General features: G+C 54.2%; 15 protein-coding genes. 14 read left to right on the forward strand and 1 reads right to left on the reverse strand.

Annotation, left to right across the window (positions count from 1 at the left end):
• Positions 1–121: 121 nt before the first annotated feature.
• On the reverse strand, positions 122–2,683 hold the full coding sequence (gene glgP / locus ACTVJH_RS06535) for an alpha-glucan family phosphorylase (protein WP_455988686.1): 2,562 nt from the start codon (positions 2,681–2,683) through the stop codon (positions 122–124).
• 227 nt (positions 2,684–2,910) lie between these two features.
• Here glgP and dut point away from each other — a divergent pair, with 227 nt between their 5' ends.
• The 14 genes from dut to ACTVJH_RS06605 all read left to right on the forward strand — a co-directional run bounded on the left by dut (position 2,911) and on the right by ACTVJH_RS06605 (position 16,459).
• Positions 2,911–3,387 carry a dUTP diphosphatase gene (gene dut, locus ACTVJH_RS06540; protein WP_455988688.1) on the forward strand — a complete coding sequence of 159 codons (477 nt, stop codon included), beginning with the start codon at positions 2,911–2,913 and terminating at the stop codon, positions 3,385–3,387.
• Between the two features lie 125 nt (positions 3,388–3,512).
• A complete protein-coding gene (locus ACTVJH_RS06545; RefSeq protein WP_455988690.1) occupies positions 3,513–4,706 on the forward strand; it encodes an acetylornithine/succinylornithine family transaminase in 1,194 nt (397 codons plus the stop codon).
• 243 nt (positions 4,707–4,949) lie between these two features.
• Positions 4,950–5,678: an amino acid ABC transporter ATP-binding protein gene (locus tag ACTVJH_RS06550; RefSeq protein WP_455988692.1), complete on the forward strand. Its 729-nt coding sequence runs from the start codon at positions 4,950–4,952 to the stop codon at positions 5,676–5,678.
• 49 nt (positions 5,679–5,727) lie between these two features.
• Positions 5,728–6,555 carry an ABC transporter substrate-binding protein gene (locus ACTVJH_RS06555; protein ID WP_455988694.1) on the forward strand — a complete coding sequence of 276 codons (828 nt, stop codon included), beginning with the start codon at positions 5,728–5,730 and terminating at the stop codon, positions 6,553–6,555.
• Positions 6,556–6,679: 124 nt separating this feature from the next.
• A complete protein-coding gene (locus ACTVJH_RS06560) occupies positions 6,680–7,381 on the forward strand; it encodes an amino acid ABC transporter permease (RefSeq protein WP_455988696.1) in 702 nt (233 codons plus the stop codon).
• A gap of 189 nt (positions 7,382–7,570) precedes the next feature.
• Complete coding sequence (locus ACTVJH_RS06565) at positions 7,571–8,266, forward strand: amino acid ABC transporter permease (RefSeq protein ID WP_455988698.1); 696 nt, start codon at positions 7,571–7,573, stop codon at positions 8,264–8,266.
• On the forward strand, positions 8,256–9,116 hold the full coding sequence (locus ACTVJH_RS06570; protein ID WP_455988700.1) for a 50S ribosomal protein L11 methyltransferase: 861 nt from the start codon (positions 8,256–8,258) through the stop codon (positions 9,114–9,116). Before ACTVJH_RS06565 ends, ACTVJH_RS06570 begins: the two co-directional genes overlap by 11 nt.
• A 327-nt stretch (positions 9,117–9,443) precedes the next feature.
• Positions 9,444–10,103, forward strand: coding sequence for an endonuclease III domain-containing protein (locus ACTVJH_RS06575; protein WP_455988702.1), 660 nt, complete (start codon positions 9,444–9,446; stop codon positions 10,101–10,103).
• Position 10,104: 1 nt separating this feature from the next.
• Entirely contained in the window at positions 10,105–11,247 is a 1,143-nt protein-coding gene (locus ACTVJH_RS06580) for a murein hydrolase activator EnvC family protein (protein WP_455988704.1), read from the forward strand.
• 116 nt (positions 11,248–11,363) lie between these two features.
• A complete protein-coding gene (locus tag ACTVJH_RS06585) occupies positions 11,364–12,671 on the forward strand; it encodes a S41 family peptidase (protein WP_455988705.1) in 1,308 nt (435 codons plus the stop codon).
• 92 nt (positions 12,672–12,763) lie between these two features.
• Positions 12,764–14,056, forward strand: a complete 1,293-nt coding sequence (locus ACTVJH_RS06590) for a divergent polysaccharide deacetylase family protein (protein ID WP_455988707.1) — start codon at positions 12,764–12,766, stop codon at positions 14,054–14,056.
• A gap of 308 nt (positions 14,057–14,364) precedes the next feature.
• Complete coding sequence (gene ndk / locus ACTVJH_RS06595; RefSeq protein WP_455988708.1) at positions 14,365–14,784, forward strand: nucleoside-diphosphate kinase; 420 nt, start codon at positions 14,365–14,367, stop codon at positions 14,782–14,784.
• 3 nt (positions 14,785–14,787) lie between these two features.
• Positions 14,788–15,582, forward strand: coding sequence for a pyrroline-5-carboxylate reductase (gene proC, locus ACTVJH_RS06600; RefSeq protein WP_455988709.1), 795 nt, complete (start codon positions 14,788–14,790; stop codon positions 15,580–15,582).
• 328 nt (positions 15,583–15,910) lie between these two features.
• Entirely contained in the window at positions 15,911–16,459 is a 549-nt protein-coding gene (locus ACTVJH_RS06605) for an HD domain-containing protein (protein ID WP_455988725.1), read from the forward strand.
• The last annotated feature ends 15 nt before the right edge of the window (positions 16,460–16,474 follow it).

A 16,474-nucleotide genomic window follows, 5' to 3' on the forward strand; every position in this document is an offset into this window, starting at 1 on the left:
AATGCCGTGAATTAAGGATGTATGATCTACGGCCCAAAGGCCCTGGTGGCGGGGGAGGTTTTGCCCTGCGAACCTTTCTGCCGGAAAAAAGCTGCCCGCGTGACTCCCCCCGGATTCCTGACTATGCCCATTGGATGAGCCCCAGGGAATGCGGGTCAAGCAGCAATGGGTGCGAAGGCAGGATACGGACCGTATAGCCGAATTTTCCAGAGTGCAGGGGGGCTACCGTGCCCCGGTAGAGCTGCCAGCCGTCGTTCAGGGATTCGGCGGGTCGCATGGGAGTTGTTTTCCGTGCCGTAAAATGGCCCTCGTGGTCAAGGGGGCCCGCGTAGATCTCCACCTGGATGTCCTCGGTGCGCAGCCCGTTGATCTGGATTTCAGCGGTGACCTCGATCTGTTCGTCAACATAGAGCTCGAGGTCGCTCGTCGACTGGACGTTTCTGATCTGCAGATTGGACCATTTGGTCATCAGGTCCATGCGCCAGGTCGAGAGATCCTTGGCTGCGGCAAAATCATTTTCCGTAAGCCGGCTGTAATTGGTGAACGCCGGCATATAGGCCATGCGTGCGTACTCTTCCACCATGCGATGCCCATTGAATACAGGCCCGAGGGATGCGAGCTGGGCCTTCATCCTCCGGATCCATTCCCGGGGAAGATTTCCTTTGTCCCGGGCATAGAAGAGGGGCACGACATCCTTTTCCAGAATGTTGAACATGATCTGGGATTCCACGAAATCCTGGTATTCGGTGTCGGTATAGTCCTCCCCCTGGCCGATGGCCCATCCCAGGCTGTTGTCCGGACGATAGGCCTCATACCACCAGCCATCCAGGGTGCTCATGTTCAGGGCGCCGTTGATCATCGCCTTCATCCCGCTTGTACCACAGGCCTCGAGAGGTCGGCGCGGGGTGTTGAGCCAGACATCGCATCCCTGGACCAGATAGCTGGCTATTTCCATGTCGTAATTCTCGATGAACACGATCCGTCCTCTGCACTCGGTTTCCTTGCACAGCTGGACCAGTTGCTGGATGATCTTTTTGCCCTCGTTGTCCCGGGGATGGGCCTTACCCGCGATGACAAACTGAATGGGTGCCTTGGTGTTGTCCAGCAGCGAGAGAAGTCGTTCCTTGTCGCGAAGCAGCAGATAGGCGCGTTTATAGGAGGCAAAGCGTCGGGCGAATCCAATGGTCAGCGCCTGGGGATCAAGGACCTCCTCGGCAATTTGAAGCTCCATGCGTCGTCCGCCCCTGGCCATGACCTGCTGCTTGAGGCGTTTGCGGGCGAAATCCACGAGCCGTTCCCTGAGCCGTTCGTGGGTTCTCCAGAGTTCGGCGTCCGGGATGGTCAATGTCTTGGACCAGATCCTGTCGGTATGCGGATTGTCCTGCCAGGTGCTGCCCATGTACCGGCGCATGATATAGGCGATATCCGGGGCGATCCAGGTCTGGATGTGGATCCCGTTGGTGATGGATTTGATGGGTACGTCTTCCACCGGGTATTGGGGCCAGACCTTTTGCCACATGGTTCTGGAAACCTTGCCGTGCAGCTTGCTTACTCCGTTGCTGAATCTGGAGAGCTTGAGGGCGAGCACGGTCATGCAGAAGGTTTCGGTATCATCGCGTGGATTCTCCCGCCCAAGGGCCAGGAAAACCTTGAAGGCCAGTCCAAGATCCCGGGCGTATCCTTCAAAGTACTGCTGCATCAGCTGGGGAGGGAAACGGTCATTGCCTGCAGGGACCGGTGTATGGGTGGTGAACACGCTGCTCGAGGCCACCAGCTCCAATGCGGCCTCAAAAGAGAGATGGTGTTCGTGCATGAAGATCCTGATCCGTTCGAGCCCGGCAAAGGCTGAATGCCCTTCATTCATGTGAATGACCTTGGGATGCATACCCACGGCGTGCAGGGCCTTGATGCCTCCAATGCCCAAAAGGATTTCCTGGCGGATGCGCATCTGCAGATCACCGCCATAGAGTTGGGCAGTGATATTTTTGAACTCAGGTGTGTTTTCAGGGACGTTGGTATCAAGAAGATAGAGAAATATCCGGCCGATTCGGGCCTGCCAGATCTGGAATTTGAGTTCCAAGCCCTGCATGTTCAGTCCGATGTACAAGGGGGCGTTGTTTGTATCCCGGACCAGTGAAAGGGCCATCTGGTCGAAATCGTTGTACGGATAACGTTCCTGCTGCCAGCCGTCATGGGTCAGGTACTGGTTGAAATATCCCTGCTGGTAACACAATCCCACGGCCACGAGAGGGATATTGAGATCGCTGGCCGACTTGAGATGATCCCCGGCCAGGATGCCCAGTCCCCCTGAATAGATGGGCAGGGAGAGTGACACCCCGTATTCCGCGCTGAAATAGGCCACAACCGGGCCCTTGTCAGGGGACGTAAGGGGGATGTTCGAGGATGTGTCGCTGTTGTATTGCTCCTGCATCCTGGTCAATTCATTGAGCCGCTCCAAAAAAAAGGTGTCCTTGGCCAGTTCCTCCAGGGTGGCCTGGGGAATGTGATTCAAAAACCAGACCGGACTGTGGTGGCTCTGACTCCACAGATCCGGATCGATCTGGGCAAAAAACTCCTGGATTTCATTTTTCCAGCTGAATAAAAAATTGTAGGCCAGATCCCACATGGAGGAGAGAGACTGGGGTAATCGCGGGATTACGCTGTATTTTTGCAAAGGGTGCATCGAGGTCCTCCCCGCTGTGCGCGGTGTGCTGATGATGGCCCAACCCAAGAGCCGTGGTTGGGATTTTGGTGTTGACGAGATATGGGTTTACCCGGATAATACTTTACTTTTATGACGATTGCAGCAGATGCGGGCGTGTGTCCATGGGATGTGTGGATGAACACAAACGGTTTCTCGTCCACCCTGTGTACATGGAAGAATCTCTTTTGCCAAGACAAGGAGTCGTTGTGAGAGTAAAATCATCATCAAACGGTTTGGACGTTCGGGTCAAATTTCTGTCCGCTGTGTGCAGCCCGGATAATTTTGGCTATGCCACGGACGTATCCTCAGGCGTGGATCTCCGGGCGTGCATGGATGAGGACGAAGTCGTGCTCGCGCCGGGACAGCGGTATCTTTTTCCCGCGGGCATCGCCATAGAGATAACCCGACCGGGTATTGCGGGTTTCGTGTTTTCCCGAAGCGGCCTTGGAACCAAACAGGGATTGACCGTGAGTCAGGGTGTTGGGGTGATCGATCCGGATTATCGTGGAGAGATCAAGGTTTCTCTCCTGAATACATCGTCAAGCGAACAGCGGGTCAGCAAGGGGCAACGGATTGCCCAGCTTGTATTTTTACCCTTTTTTCATGCCAGTATCCTCCCCGTCAAGACATTGGGAGAAACGGCCCGGGGAGAGGGGGGGTTCGGACATACGGGGAAGATGTAACGACTGTTGAACAAAGATGTAAGGACGAGTTTGCCTGGCATCTTGAGATATGGCGTTTCATTTGAGTTTCGTATTTTTTTGTGCCCATACCTGATGCGCAAATGATTCCAAGATGGAGACTGATTATGGATTATGAAGAGCTTAAAGAGCGTGAGGCCCGGGTCATGTGCCAGACCTATGGGAGATATCCCCTGGCCGTGAAGTCAGCCAAAGGGACAACACTGATCGATTTCAACGACAAGCGTTACCTTGATCTTCTGGCCGGGATCTCTGTGTGCAATCTGGGGCACAGCCATCCTGAGATCGTTGATGTCATGCGCGCCCAGGCGGAGAAACTGGTTCATGTGAGCAATCTTTTTTATCAGCAGGAGCAGGTCATTCTGGCCGAAAAGCTTCTCCCGCTGACCGGAATGGACCGGGTTTTTTTCTGTAACTCCGGCGCCGAGGCCAATGAGGGGGCTATCAAGCTGGTGCGGCGATACATGCAGGAAATTCGGGGGCGAGAGGCCTACGAGATCATTTCCCTTGAGCGGTCGTTTCACGGCAGGACCCTGGCTACCTTGACGGCAACAGGCCAGGACAAGATCAAACAGGGGTTTGGTCCCTTTCCTCCGGGATTTGTGACCGTGCCCTTTGATGATCTTGTTGCACTCAAAAAGGCGATCACTCCCAGGACCGCTGCCGTGATCGTGGAGGTCATCCAGGGAGAGGGCGGGATCAGACCGCTTGCTGATGACTATCTGCGTCAGCTCAGAGCCTTGTGTGACCAGGAGGATATCCTGCTTGTTGTGGATGAAATCCAGTCCGGCATGGGGCGAACCGGCCGTTTTTGGGCCCACGAACAGGCCGGGATCAAACCGGATATCTTTACCGCTGCCAAGGCCCTGGCCAATGGGCTTCCCATGGGGGCGGTCTTCTGCACCCAGGAGGTTGCCAAGGCCTTTGGTCCGGGAAGCCATGGGACCACCTTTGGAGGTGGTGCCTTTGTGGCGGCCGTGGCCACCCGGGTTCTCGAGATCATGGAGCGCGACCAGCTCGTTGAAAGGGCTCGGGAACTGGGTGCGTGGATGCTCGATGAATGCACTGCCCTTCAAAAGGCCATGCCCGAGAAGATCACAGAGATCCGGGGCCGGGGTCTGATGATCGGCATCGAACTTGCTTTTCCGGGTCATTCGGTCTGGGAGAAACTCCTTGAAGAGGGATTTGTCCTCAACCTGACCCAGGACCGGGTCCTTCGACTTTTGCCGCCCCTTGTGATTACCCGCGAGGAATTGCAGAGATTTTTAAATCGTCTGCAGCAGATACTCGCATCCTCGTAGGCAGATGAAAACGTGGAAACACAGAGAACGATATGACAAAATTGTCTTTTTGACGGTTGAAAGGGGTAAAAATCCCGGCCTGCAGCTCAAAGTCTCGCCTCTGGCCCTGGAGAAAGGCATGTAAGTTTGTGTTTGTTTGACAAAACCGTCATTATTACCTAGGAATCCTGCCTTGTAGCTGGAAGAGTTCCTGGTGATGTTGGCCCTTTTTTTCTTTTTTGAACGACCAAGTAGGTACTTTACATGGCAATGATAGAATTTCGCAACGTTCACAAATGGTATGGGGATTTTCATGTCCTCAAGAATATCAACGAGGAAGTCGAAAAGGGCGATGTGCTTGTCATTTGCGGTCCGAGCGGGTCGGGCAAGAGCACCATGGTCAGATGTGTGAACCGGCTCGAGGAGATCGATAAGGGTTCCATTTTCATGGAGGGTAAGGATATCACCCGGAAAACGGTCAACCTGAACCATCTTCGGTCCGAAATCGGGATCGTTTTCCAGCAATTCAATCTCTACCCGCATATTTCCGTCTTGAAGAACGTCATTCTGGCTCCCCTCAAGGTCAAGGGGGTTTCCAAGGTCGAGGCCGAGGCCACGGGTATGGAACTCTTGGATCGGGTGGGCATCAGCGATCAGGCCCACAAATATCCTGTCGAGCTTTCGGGGGGGCAGCAGCAGCGCGTGGCCATTGCCCGTGCCCTGGCCATGAAACCCAAGGTCATGCTCTTTGACGAGCCGACCTCGGCACTCGATCCGGAAATGATCAACGAGGTCTTAAACGTCATGAAGGATTTGGCCCGGGAAGGCATGACCATGCTCTGTGTGACCCATGAAATGAGTTTTGCCCGCGAGGTCGCCGACAGGGTCATCTTCATGGATGGCGGCGAAATAATAGAACAGGGAACCCCGGAGCACTTTTTCACCAATCCCCAGCACGACCGTACCAAGGCCTTTTTAAAGGAGATTCTTTAGCTGAAAAACCTTTTTGTCATACCAACCAGCAACAGATACGGAGGAACGTATGGGTAGCAATTGGAAAAAAACCTTTGTTTTGGCTCTCGTGCTCGTACTCGGTGTTTTCCTGGCCAGTGCCAATGCCGGAAACATCGAAAAGATCAAGGAACGTGGTGCATTGATCGCCGGTGTCAAGGATGCGGTTATCCCGTTTGGCTATATCGATGGCGATTCAAATCAGCTCGTGGGTTTTGATATCGATATCTGCCGGGCCATTGCCAAGCAGCTCGGTGTGGACCTGAAACTCAAGCCTGTTACCTCTGCAACCCGCATCCCCATGCTGGCCCAGGGTTCCGTCGATTTGTCCGCTGCCACCATGACCCACAAGTTTGCCCGTGAAGACAGCATCGACTTTTCGATCACCTATTTCATGGACGGTCAGAAGATTCTGGTCAAGAAAGACAGCGGCATCAAGAGTGTTGCCGATCTGGCCGGAAAAAAGGTTGGTACCGCCAAGGGTTCCACCTCTGAAAAGAACATCAAGGAAGCCCAGCCCGAATGCAAGGTTCTCTCCTTTGAGGGCTATCCCCAGGCCTTTTTGGCCCTGCGCCAGGGCAAGGTCGCTGCCGTGACCACCGACTCGACCATCCTTCTCGGTCTCAAGAACAGCGCTCCCAATCCCGGAGATTACGCCATTGTTGGCGAGTACATCTCTGATGAACCCTATGGTCTGGGCCTCCCGGAGAATGATTCCGATTTTCGCGATCTGGTCAACCGGACCTTGGTCGATCTCTGGAATACCGGGGAATATCTGAAGATTTACAAGAAGTGGTTCGGTAAGGACACCAACTACTATCTTCCTTTGAACTGGAAGATGGAAACCTGGCCGTACTAGTTCTATCACCTCGTGCCGGTGATCCACTGGCACATCCTCCTTTCCTGCCCCCGGACATTGATCAGCCAATCGTCCGGGGGTCAGGATCTTTCCTCCACCCCAACGAAGTGAAACGAGTGAAACGTTGAACTACCAATTCGACTGGCATCTTGTATTGAGCGGGGAGTACGCCCAGTGGCTCAAGGAAGGTTTCATCACGACCCTTGAGATCTCGGCGGTCTCCATTGTTCTGGCCATCCTTTTCGGAACGATCATCGCTGTTTTTCGCCTTTCCAAGGTCAAACCCCTGGAATGGATCAGTATGGCCTATACGGAATTTTTTCGGAATACCCCGCTTCTGGTGCAGATTTTTTTCTGGTATTTCGGTTCCGAGGCCGTGCTTCCCCAGGCGGTCAATGAATGGCTCTATGCCCGGGATTTCGAGTTCATGGCCGGGGTTATTTCCCTGACCGTGTATTCATCAGCGTTCGTGGCCGAGGAGATCCGTTCGGGGATATTCTCCATTCCCAAGACCCAGCTGGAGGCCTCTCGAGCCTCTGGTCTCAGTTTTCTCCAGGCCATGGGGTATGTGATCCTGCCTCAGGCCTTCAGGATCATTGTCCCTCCGCTCATTTCCCAATGTCTGAACATCATCAAGAATTCCTCTCTGGTCATGACTATTGGGGTGGCCGAACTGACATACATGGCTCGACAGATCGAGTCGTATACCTTTCATGGTTTCGAGGCCTTCACCATTTCCACCTGTTTGTACATCATGATTTCCCTGGTGGTCTCTTTGAGCATGAATGTGTACGACAAGCATTTTCTGCGCACCATGCAGTATTAACTGATTTGAAATTTCAGAGATTTTAGAGCGTCAAGAAATGTAAGAGGGTTGAGGGGGTATGCAAAAAAGCATACGGGATGCGCGCATGCAACTCATCCCTTCTCACCTTTTTCGACTTCCTTTACTTATATGCATTTTTACTCTTCACCTCGTTTACCAGTAGAAATTTTTTAGCAAAAGGAAACAGCCTTGCACTGGGATATTGTCTGGAATAATTTTGATTATTTTCTCATTGGAGCCTATCCTGAGGGCCCGTTGGGTGGTATGGCCATGTCCATCCTGCTGGCCATCGGGGGGGTGTTCGGGGCATTCTGGCTGGGACTTCTCTTCGGTCTGATGCGGCTTTCCAAAAAAAAATGGATCAAGTGGCCGGCTGTTGTCTATGTAGAGATCATCCGCGGAACCCCGCTTCTGATGCTCATATTCTGGTTCTATTTTCTGGCCCCCATTGCTTTTGGGCATACGCTTCCAGAAACCTGGAGTGCCCTGATCGCCTTTATCGTCTTTACCGGCGCCTATATCGCCGAGATCGTCCGGGCCGGAGTGCTCGCCCTGCCCAAGGGACAGACCGAGGCAGCCCGGGGAAGCGGTCTCTCCCCTTTCCAGACCATGGTGCACATCATTTTGCCCCAGGCACTCAGGAACATGATCCCCTCCTTTGTCAACCAGTTCGTCAGCCTGACCAAGGATACATCGCTGGCGTACATCATCGGCGTGAACGAATTGACCCGTACGGCCACCCAGGTGAACAACCGCACGCTGATCGCGCCCACAGAAATTTTCATCACCATTGCGGTGCTCTATTTCATCATCTGCTACGTGCTTACGGCCACCAGCCGGCGGCTCGAACGACAACTCGCCAAATACCAGGCCCGTGGAAACTGATAACAAACTGCATATGATCGGGTTCAGTCTGCCCGATATTCTCGTTGACCAAGTCACGCCTCTCTTGGCCCGTTACTGCCCGTACGGGTGGCAGGAGGCCGGGGGCGAGTCGGACAGCGAGCAGACCATCATACTCTATTTCGACAATCCTGTGGATGCGACCAATGTGCTGCAGGTGCTGACAGCCAGATGGCCATCCATCCAGCCGGAAACAGATTTACTGAAGAACGAGCAGTGGGCCAGTGCCTGGAAACGATTTTTCACCCCCATCGAGGTGGCCGGACGATTTCGGGTCGTGCCTCCCTGGGCCCAGGATGAACACGATGATCTGGAACCCATCGTCATCAATCCGCAGATGGCTTTTGGTACCGGCCATCATGCCACCACAAGTCTCTGTCTGGATGCGGTTGTTCGACTTCATGCATCGGGTAGGTTGCGGCCACAAGATCGTTTCCTCGATGCAGGAACCGGTTCCGGCATCCTGAGTATTGCCTGCGCCAAAATCGGACTCACCGGTTTCGGATTCGATCTCGATGTCCTGACTCTGGAAAATATCCAGGAGAATCGACGGCTCAACCACATCGATCAGGGATTTTCCGCCTTTGTGGGGTCCATTGAATCGGTTAAAGAGGATCAGCATTTCGACCTGATCATGGCCAACATTCTCGCTCCTGTGCTCATTCACCTTGCCCCTTCCCTGGTGAAACGGATGCATCCCCGGGGAAGTCTGGTTCTTTCGGGTCTTCTTGAGTCCCAGGTTGACGAGGTGGTTGCTGCATACCGCAACCAGGGATTGCTCGAGCCAGAGGTCACCCTGGAAGGCGAATGGGCCTGTCTGGTTTTTTCCTGATCGGGCTCCTTGCTTACTCATGCAAGATGCCCCCTGACCGGATCCCGCTGAGAACACCTCGGGTGGATCACGAGGTAACTCTTCAGGCGAAGGTTTTTAACAATTCAGAATTTTTGGTTGTATTGGCTGCTGCTCAAATTTGTCCCGACATGGCAGGCCGGATGAGTAGCCGGGTTTCGACCTGCATTGTTGTATCACCACGTTCGTAACGCAGGATGGCCGCTCATAGAGGCTGTCAGCTGCTTTATCGCTATTCTCCCAAGGCCCCTTGTATCAGGGCCACCACTCTCCAGGCGCCCATAAACCGGGCCTTTTGTCTGTATTTCCATGCAACGCAAATTTCTCCTCCTGAACATGTATCAGGCCATGCTCGACGAACTCGGCCCCAGTCATTGGTGGCCCGGGGAAACGCCTTTCGAGATCGCTGTGGGTGCCATTTTGACCCAGAACACCAACTGGGCAAACGTTTCCAAGGCCATCGCAAACCTCAAGGAGGCGGGGGTACTCGATGCAAAGATCATGTACGGGCTGCCCATGGAGGCGTTGGCCGAGCTGATCCGTCCAGCCGGATATTTCCGGCTCAAGGCCAAACGTCTGCATCATTTTCTCGCCTTTCTTCGATCCTCGTGCCGTTTTAATATGGATCTTTTGCCAGCCAAAGGGCTTGGTTCCCTGCGCTCCGCATTGCTGGGGGTCAACGGTATCGGTCCTGAGACCGCTGATTCCATTCTCTTGTATGCCCTGAATAAACCCACCTTTGTCATCGATGCCTACACCGCCCGGATCTGCCAACGGCATGGCCTGGTCCCCGAAGACGTCAGCTATGATGAACTCAGGGATTTTTTCATGGACGTGCTTAATCCTGATCTTAGACTGTTCAATGAATTTCATGCGTTGTTCGTGCGTGTCGGGGGGAGATGGTGCAAGAAAAGCAAGACCCTGTGCGCCACCTGTCCCCTCCAGCCGTTCATGGAAGGAGCAATCTAGAATGAAGGGTTCATTTCGTGATCACGGGACTCGTCCATGGGTTTTTGTATGTGCAGTCAGCCTGTGCTGCTGGCTTTTTTTCGGGCAGGGAATCTGTTGTGCCACCACAGCCTCAGGGATCAAGGAAGATATTGCCAGGGAAAAAAGCAGGGCATCGGCCAAAAAAAAGGCACTAACCGCCTTGTCATCCAAGGAAAGGTCCCTGTTCAAGGATTTGGCCGGAATCGAAGATCGGATTCAAAAATTGGAGGCCGATCTTGCAACCAACCGCAAGGAACTCAAGGCATTGACCCGTCGCCAGGAGGCCATGAAAACGACCTACGAGGTTTCCCGAAAAAAGAGGGAGATCCTGCGCGGGGAAGCTGAAACCCTGGTGCGCGCCCTCTGGCCCGTGTTCATCACCAAACAGACCAGTCGGCGTTTCGATCAGGGGGAATCCTGGGCTCGTGCGGAACGCGAGGCCACCTGGTTGTCTTCACTGTACGCGGAAACCGGCAGGAAGCTTTTGGCCCTCGAGGATGCTGAAAGGCAAACCCTGGCCGATCTCAAACAATTTGAGGATGCCAAAAAAGCCAGTGAAGCCAAAGACCGGGAGTTGCGGGCGGTTCAAGAAGAGTTGCTTGGCAAACGGCTGCACTTTCTAGCCGAGGTCAAGAAGGTCAGGTCCAGGGAACTTGATCTCAAGGAACAGCTCGAAGCCATTGCCGGGACGATCAAGGATCTCCATTACAAATTGGAACTTCTTGATACGCGTTCTTTTTCAAAGCTCAAGGGGCATATCGCCTGGCCGGCAAAGGGGCGGGTAGTCGAACGATTTCAACCCAAGGCGCAGCCGCCGCACCGTGGCCTCAGCCTGGCTTTGTCAGAGAATCATCCCGTGCGTGCGGTATCATGGGGCAAGGTCGTTTATGACGATCAACTTCGAGGTTTTGGCCGGGTGGTCATTGTCTTTCATGGGGAGGATTATTATTCGCTTTACGCGTTTTTGTCCCAGTCCCGAGTGACCATAGGACAAAAGGTTGAAAAGGGCGAAGTTATCGGATCGTGCGGGTATTATCCGTTGATCAAGGGAAGCGGTCTCTATTTTGAATTGCGTTTTCAGCAAAAAGCCATTAATCCTTTACAATGGTTGGAACCTGCTTGACGTGAATCAGCCCTTGTCGGTAGCGGTTTAGATAACGATTCCGTCTCGGGAACCATAGACAAAGATGAATGACCCTTTTTAGGTCGTACATGGATACAAACATTTCGGAGGAACTCATGCGTTTGAGTCATATGGTGGGTACCGCCCTCCTGCTCGGGGCGTTGCTGGTCACGACCGGTTCGGGTCTGGCCAAGGACGACCCCTATGAATCGCTCAGGCGGTTCAGCCAGGTACTCGATATGGTCGAGGAAAACTATGTGCAGGAAATCGATCGCGACGAGCTCATAAGCGGGGCCATCGACGGTATGCTTCAGGAACTCGACCCCCATTCCTCCTACATGAGCAAGGAAGATTTCGAGGTCACCCAGGAAGATCTTTCAGGCAAGTTTGGCGGGATCGGGATTCAGATAGGCATCAAGGACAAGCGCCTCACCGTGATCGCCCCCATCGAGGACACCCCCGCGTTCAAGGCCGGGCTTCAGGCCGGAGACATCATCTTTGAGATCGATGGCGAATCGGCCCTGGACATCACCTTGATGGAGGCGGTGAACCGCATCCGCGGCCCCAAGGGCAGTCCCGTCACTCTGACCATCCTGCACAAGGAAAGCTCCCGGCCCGAAAAGATCAAGATCGTCAGGGGGATCATTCCGGCCATCAGCGTGAAAACCCAGGGGCTTGAACCCGGGTATCTGTATCTGCGGGTGACCGATTTCAAGGCAAATACCGTCTATGACATGCGCAAGGCCTTGAACGAGTATACCAAAAAAGAGTCGCTCAAGGGATTGATTCTCGATCTCAGATCCAACCCCGGAGGAATCCTGAGTCAGGCTGTTGACGTGTCCGACGTCTTCCTCTCTGAAGGGTTGATCGTCTATACGCAGGGCCGGGATACGAACTCCAGACGGGAGTTTGCTGCCCACAAGCAGGACTCGGACATCTCCTGCCCCATGGTTGTGCTCATCAATTCCGGATCGGCTTCGGCCTCGGAAATCGTTGCCGGAGCGCTCCAGGATCAGAACCGTGCCCTGATCATGGGGGAAAAATCCTTTGGCAAGGGATCGGTCCAGACGATCATCCCCATGGCCGATGGCTCCGGGATCAAGCTGACCATTGCATTGTATTATACTCCCAATGGCCGCTCCATTCAGGCCGAAGGGATTGTCCCGGATATCGAATACGCCTTTGAGCCCCCGCGTTCCGCGGACGAGGATGCGACCTTCCTGGAATTCAGGGAACAGGATTTTTCCAGGCATTTGGAAAACCCCAATGGCAAGAACGGGGACGCCGATGCAGATGCTGTCCAGTCTGATGACGAGGAAAAGGAAAATCGTCGCAAGGCCGAGGAGATGCTTTCCAGGGACAACCAGCTTCGCCTGGCCCTGGAATTCGTCAAGCAACTTCCGCGGATCAGCCAGATCCATTAATCTGCGGATGCAGATACTCATTTAAACACCGGTAACCTGCCGGAGATCGTGCTCTTGACGGTCTCCGGCTTTTTTACAAAATTATTCGCCTCATGGCCGTCAAGAAACGTACACCTTCCAAAAAATCAGCTGCCAGAAAAAAGACCAAGCCCTCTGTTCATTGGTTTTTACGCTATCATGTGGCCTTGTGGGTCGTCGTGGTTGCGTTGACCGCGCTGACCACCCTGGTAGTCATGCAGCTTCCCGATCAGGATTCTGTTTCAGAACCACCGGTCCACTCGGCAGATTCAAACACTCCGGCGCAACGATCCGTCCACAAACCTACCCATAAGCCTCCTCAATCTCCGCAGACCGCTGCGCGGTTGTACGAGGAAAAAACGGAAACCCTTGAGACCCGGATCAGAGAACTGGATCTGGCCCTGATCCAGACCATGGTGGTGTATGGATATGATCCCGTGGGAATCGAACACGGCAACGTGGATACGCGTCAGCACAACGGACATGCATACCATTTTCAGCATCTTGAACTCGCACGTCCCCAGGATACGGACGGATTTCTGGATTCCCTGAGAAAGAATATCGCTTTGCTGGTACAGGGGGGTGAGCTGCGCTATGACTGCTCGGGAAATCGTGTGGTCTTGGCGGTAAACGGCGTTCAAACCCATGACATCGTTTTCAAGGCGCCTCGTCGCACGCAGCAGAAAGCACCCGCCGTTTCGCAGGGGGACGCCCGTATGGTCATTGTCATGGATGATCTTGGTCGATCCCTGGGGGCCGGACATCGCCTGGCCGATCTGACCTTTCCGATCACCTTTTCCGTCATGCCCTATGAGTCGTATTCCGCGGAGGTGGCAGATATCGCCAGAACGTATCATTGTGAACTCATCCTGCATCTGCCCATGCAGCCTCAAAGCTATCCCGAGACCGATCCCGGTCCGGGTGCCCTGTTCGTGGACATGCAGCCCAAGCTCGTGATCGAGACGGTGAATCGTGATCTGTCCATGGTCCCCGGGGTCGTCGGTGCGAACAATCACATGGGATCGCGATTCACCGAAGACAGGCTGGGGATGGATGCGGCCATGCGGGTTCTTGGAGAGCGCAATCTCTTCTTCCTGGACAGCGTGACAACCCCAAAGAGCTGCGGGGGGGAGATGACAAAAAAACATGACGTCCCGTATCTGCGCCGGGATGTATTTCTGGACAATGTCAGGGACGAGCAGGCTATTTTGTTCCAATTGCGCAAGGCCCAGACCGTGGCCGGGAAAACCGGAACCTGCATTGCCATCGGACACCCTTATCCCGAAACCCTGGCGGCGCTGGAAACCTGGCAAGAGATTCGCGATCACACAATCCGTCTGGTCCGGCTGCGTGACCTGCTTCCCTGACCGAGATCCCCACGGCAAAGGTGATCGTGTCCAACCACCGGAGATATTTGAGGCGGATTCACCCATTTGAGGCGGCCCGATTGTCTGTTCGGGCCAGGCATCATTCATCAAGCCGTTTTCTGACATCGTACCAAAATATCTTCTACTGAGTAACGGCCTGATGGTCCGAGGCCGGGGAGGAGGTTTCGAACCGTTTTTAAACGGGGTAAACCATCTATGTGCCCCACCCTGCAGGCTTGCACTTTTCAGGGCTCAGGGGTAGGTAGCGCCATTATTTAACCATTCAATTGTCAATGAGGAGGATCGTAATGATAGAACGTACTTTTTCCATTGTGAAACCCGATGCGGTTGAACGCGGTCTGCAGGGAGCCATCCTGAAGATGATCCAGGAAGCCGGGCTCAAGATCGTGGCCATGAAGATGATCCAGCTGACCAAGGAGCAGGCCGAAGGATTCTATGCCGTGCACAAGGAGCGCCCCTTTTTCGGCAGCCTGGTGTCCTACATGTGCTCCGGCCCCTGTGTTGTTTCCGTGCTCGAGGGCGAAAACGCCATAGCCACATACCGCGAGGTCATGGGTGCGACCAATCCGGCCGAGGCCGCTGAAGGAACCATCCGCAAAACCTTTGCCCTGGATATTGAAAAGAATTCCTGCCATGGATCGGATGCCCCCGAGACCGCTGCCCAGGAGATTCCCTATTTTTTCAGCCAGCTCGAGATCGTGGGTTAGCCCATGGAACATCTGGGAATCATAGGAACCGGCAATATGGGCGGGGCCATGGCCCTGGGAGTCAAGGACCTTTCAGAGGTTTCCCTCTACGGATTCGATCCCTCCAAGGAGCGGATCAAATCCCTGGGCGAAACCTGCGGGCTCGTTCCCTGCGAGCATTTGAAGGAGTTGTGCGAGAAATCCACCTACATCCTTCTGGCTGTCAAACCCCATCTGGTTCCCGTGGTCCTGAAAGAGATCCAGGAATACCTGAAGCCGGACACCTGCCTCATCTCCATCGCCGCCGGGGTAAGCATCAATCGACTCCAAAAACTGAGCGACAATATCTGCCCCGTGGTCAGGGTCATGCCGAACACCCCTGCCCTGGTGGGCAAAGGGGTCTTTGCCCTCTGTCTGGACGATGAGCGTTTGAGTGAGGCGAACAAGATCTTTGTGACTGATCTCCTCGAGCACATGGGGGCAACCTATGTGCTCGAGGAACGGCTGTTTGATGCCTTTACCGGATTGATCGGCTCGGGTCCTGCCTATGTTTTTCATATCATGGAAGGACTCATCGATGCCGGAGTGAGTCTGGGTCTTGGCCGCCATGAGTCCACTGAAATGGTCAAAGGACTCTTCACCGGATCGGCGAAAATGGCTGAAAAGACCTCCCTGCATATTACCCAGCTCAAGGAGATGGTCACCTCCCCGGGGGGAACGACCATTGCCGGATTGAACAAGCTGGAAAAATACGGGGTCAAGCATGCCCTGTACAAGGGGGTCAAAGCGGCCCATGACAGGAGCAGGAAACTCGGATAATTTGTTGGATAACGAGTATACGTCACATAAAAAGGCGGTCCTTAAGGGCCGCCTTTTTTTGTGACGCACGTCGAGGTGTTGCAGAGGCACACCCGCGCATATCCGTGCCACCTGCAGCTGGTCGACGGAGGGCACTCCCTACTTGCCCAAACAGGTCTGACCGATTAGCTCAAAGGGCATGTTTACCAAAGACAATAATTCAGGCAAGATCGCCATGGCAGAGGATAGCCGAAAACGAGTTCCCCACGACGATGTTCCGAAAGGTGAGACAACGTGCTCAAAAGACCGAGAGCTTTCCCGGATTGCCGACTTTCTCTTCGAGGCCGGGATGCTCAGGAAGACCCCTCGATCGGGATATCAATTTCTGGGAACCGGACAGGAGAATGTTGCCGAGCATTCCTTCAGGACTTCGGTCATTGGATATGTTCTGGCCAGACGCATGGGCGCGGATGTTGGACACACGGTCTGCCTCTGCCTGTTTCACGACATTCATGAGGCCCGGATCGGCGATTTCAATTATGTCAACCGGATTTACAACACCTGTGATGTGGAAAAGGCCTTGCGTCATGCCACCGAGGGCACCGGAATGGGCAAGGAGATGATCGAGCAGTGGCGGGAATTGGAGGCGACCCAAACCTTGGAGGCACGCATCGCCCAGGATGCGGATCAGCTGGATTTCATCCTCAATCTGAAGGAAGAGGCGGATCTTGGCAACACCTTTGCCGCCAAGTGGCTGGACGGTGCCCTGCCCAGGTTGCGCACCGAGGAAGCCCGGGAATTGGCCGACGAGATCATGCGCACAGGCATTGACAGATGGTGGTTCGACCGTCCGGACAAGTCATGGTGGTCCAGGGGAAATGGGCATCGAAAATCATGAGAGGCATGGATACCT

Source organism: Desulfoplanes sp. PS50 (genome assembly GCF_053851535.1).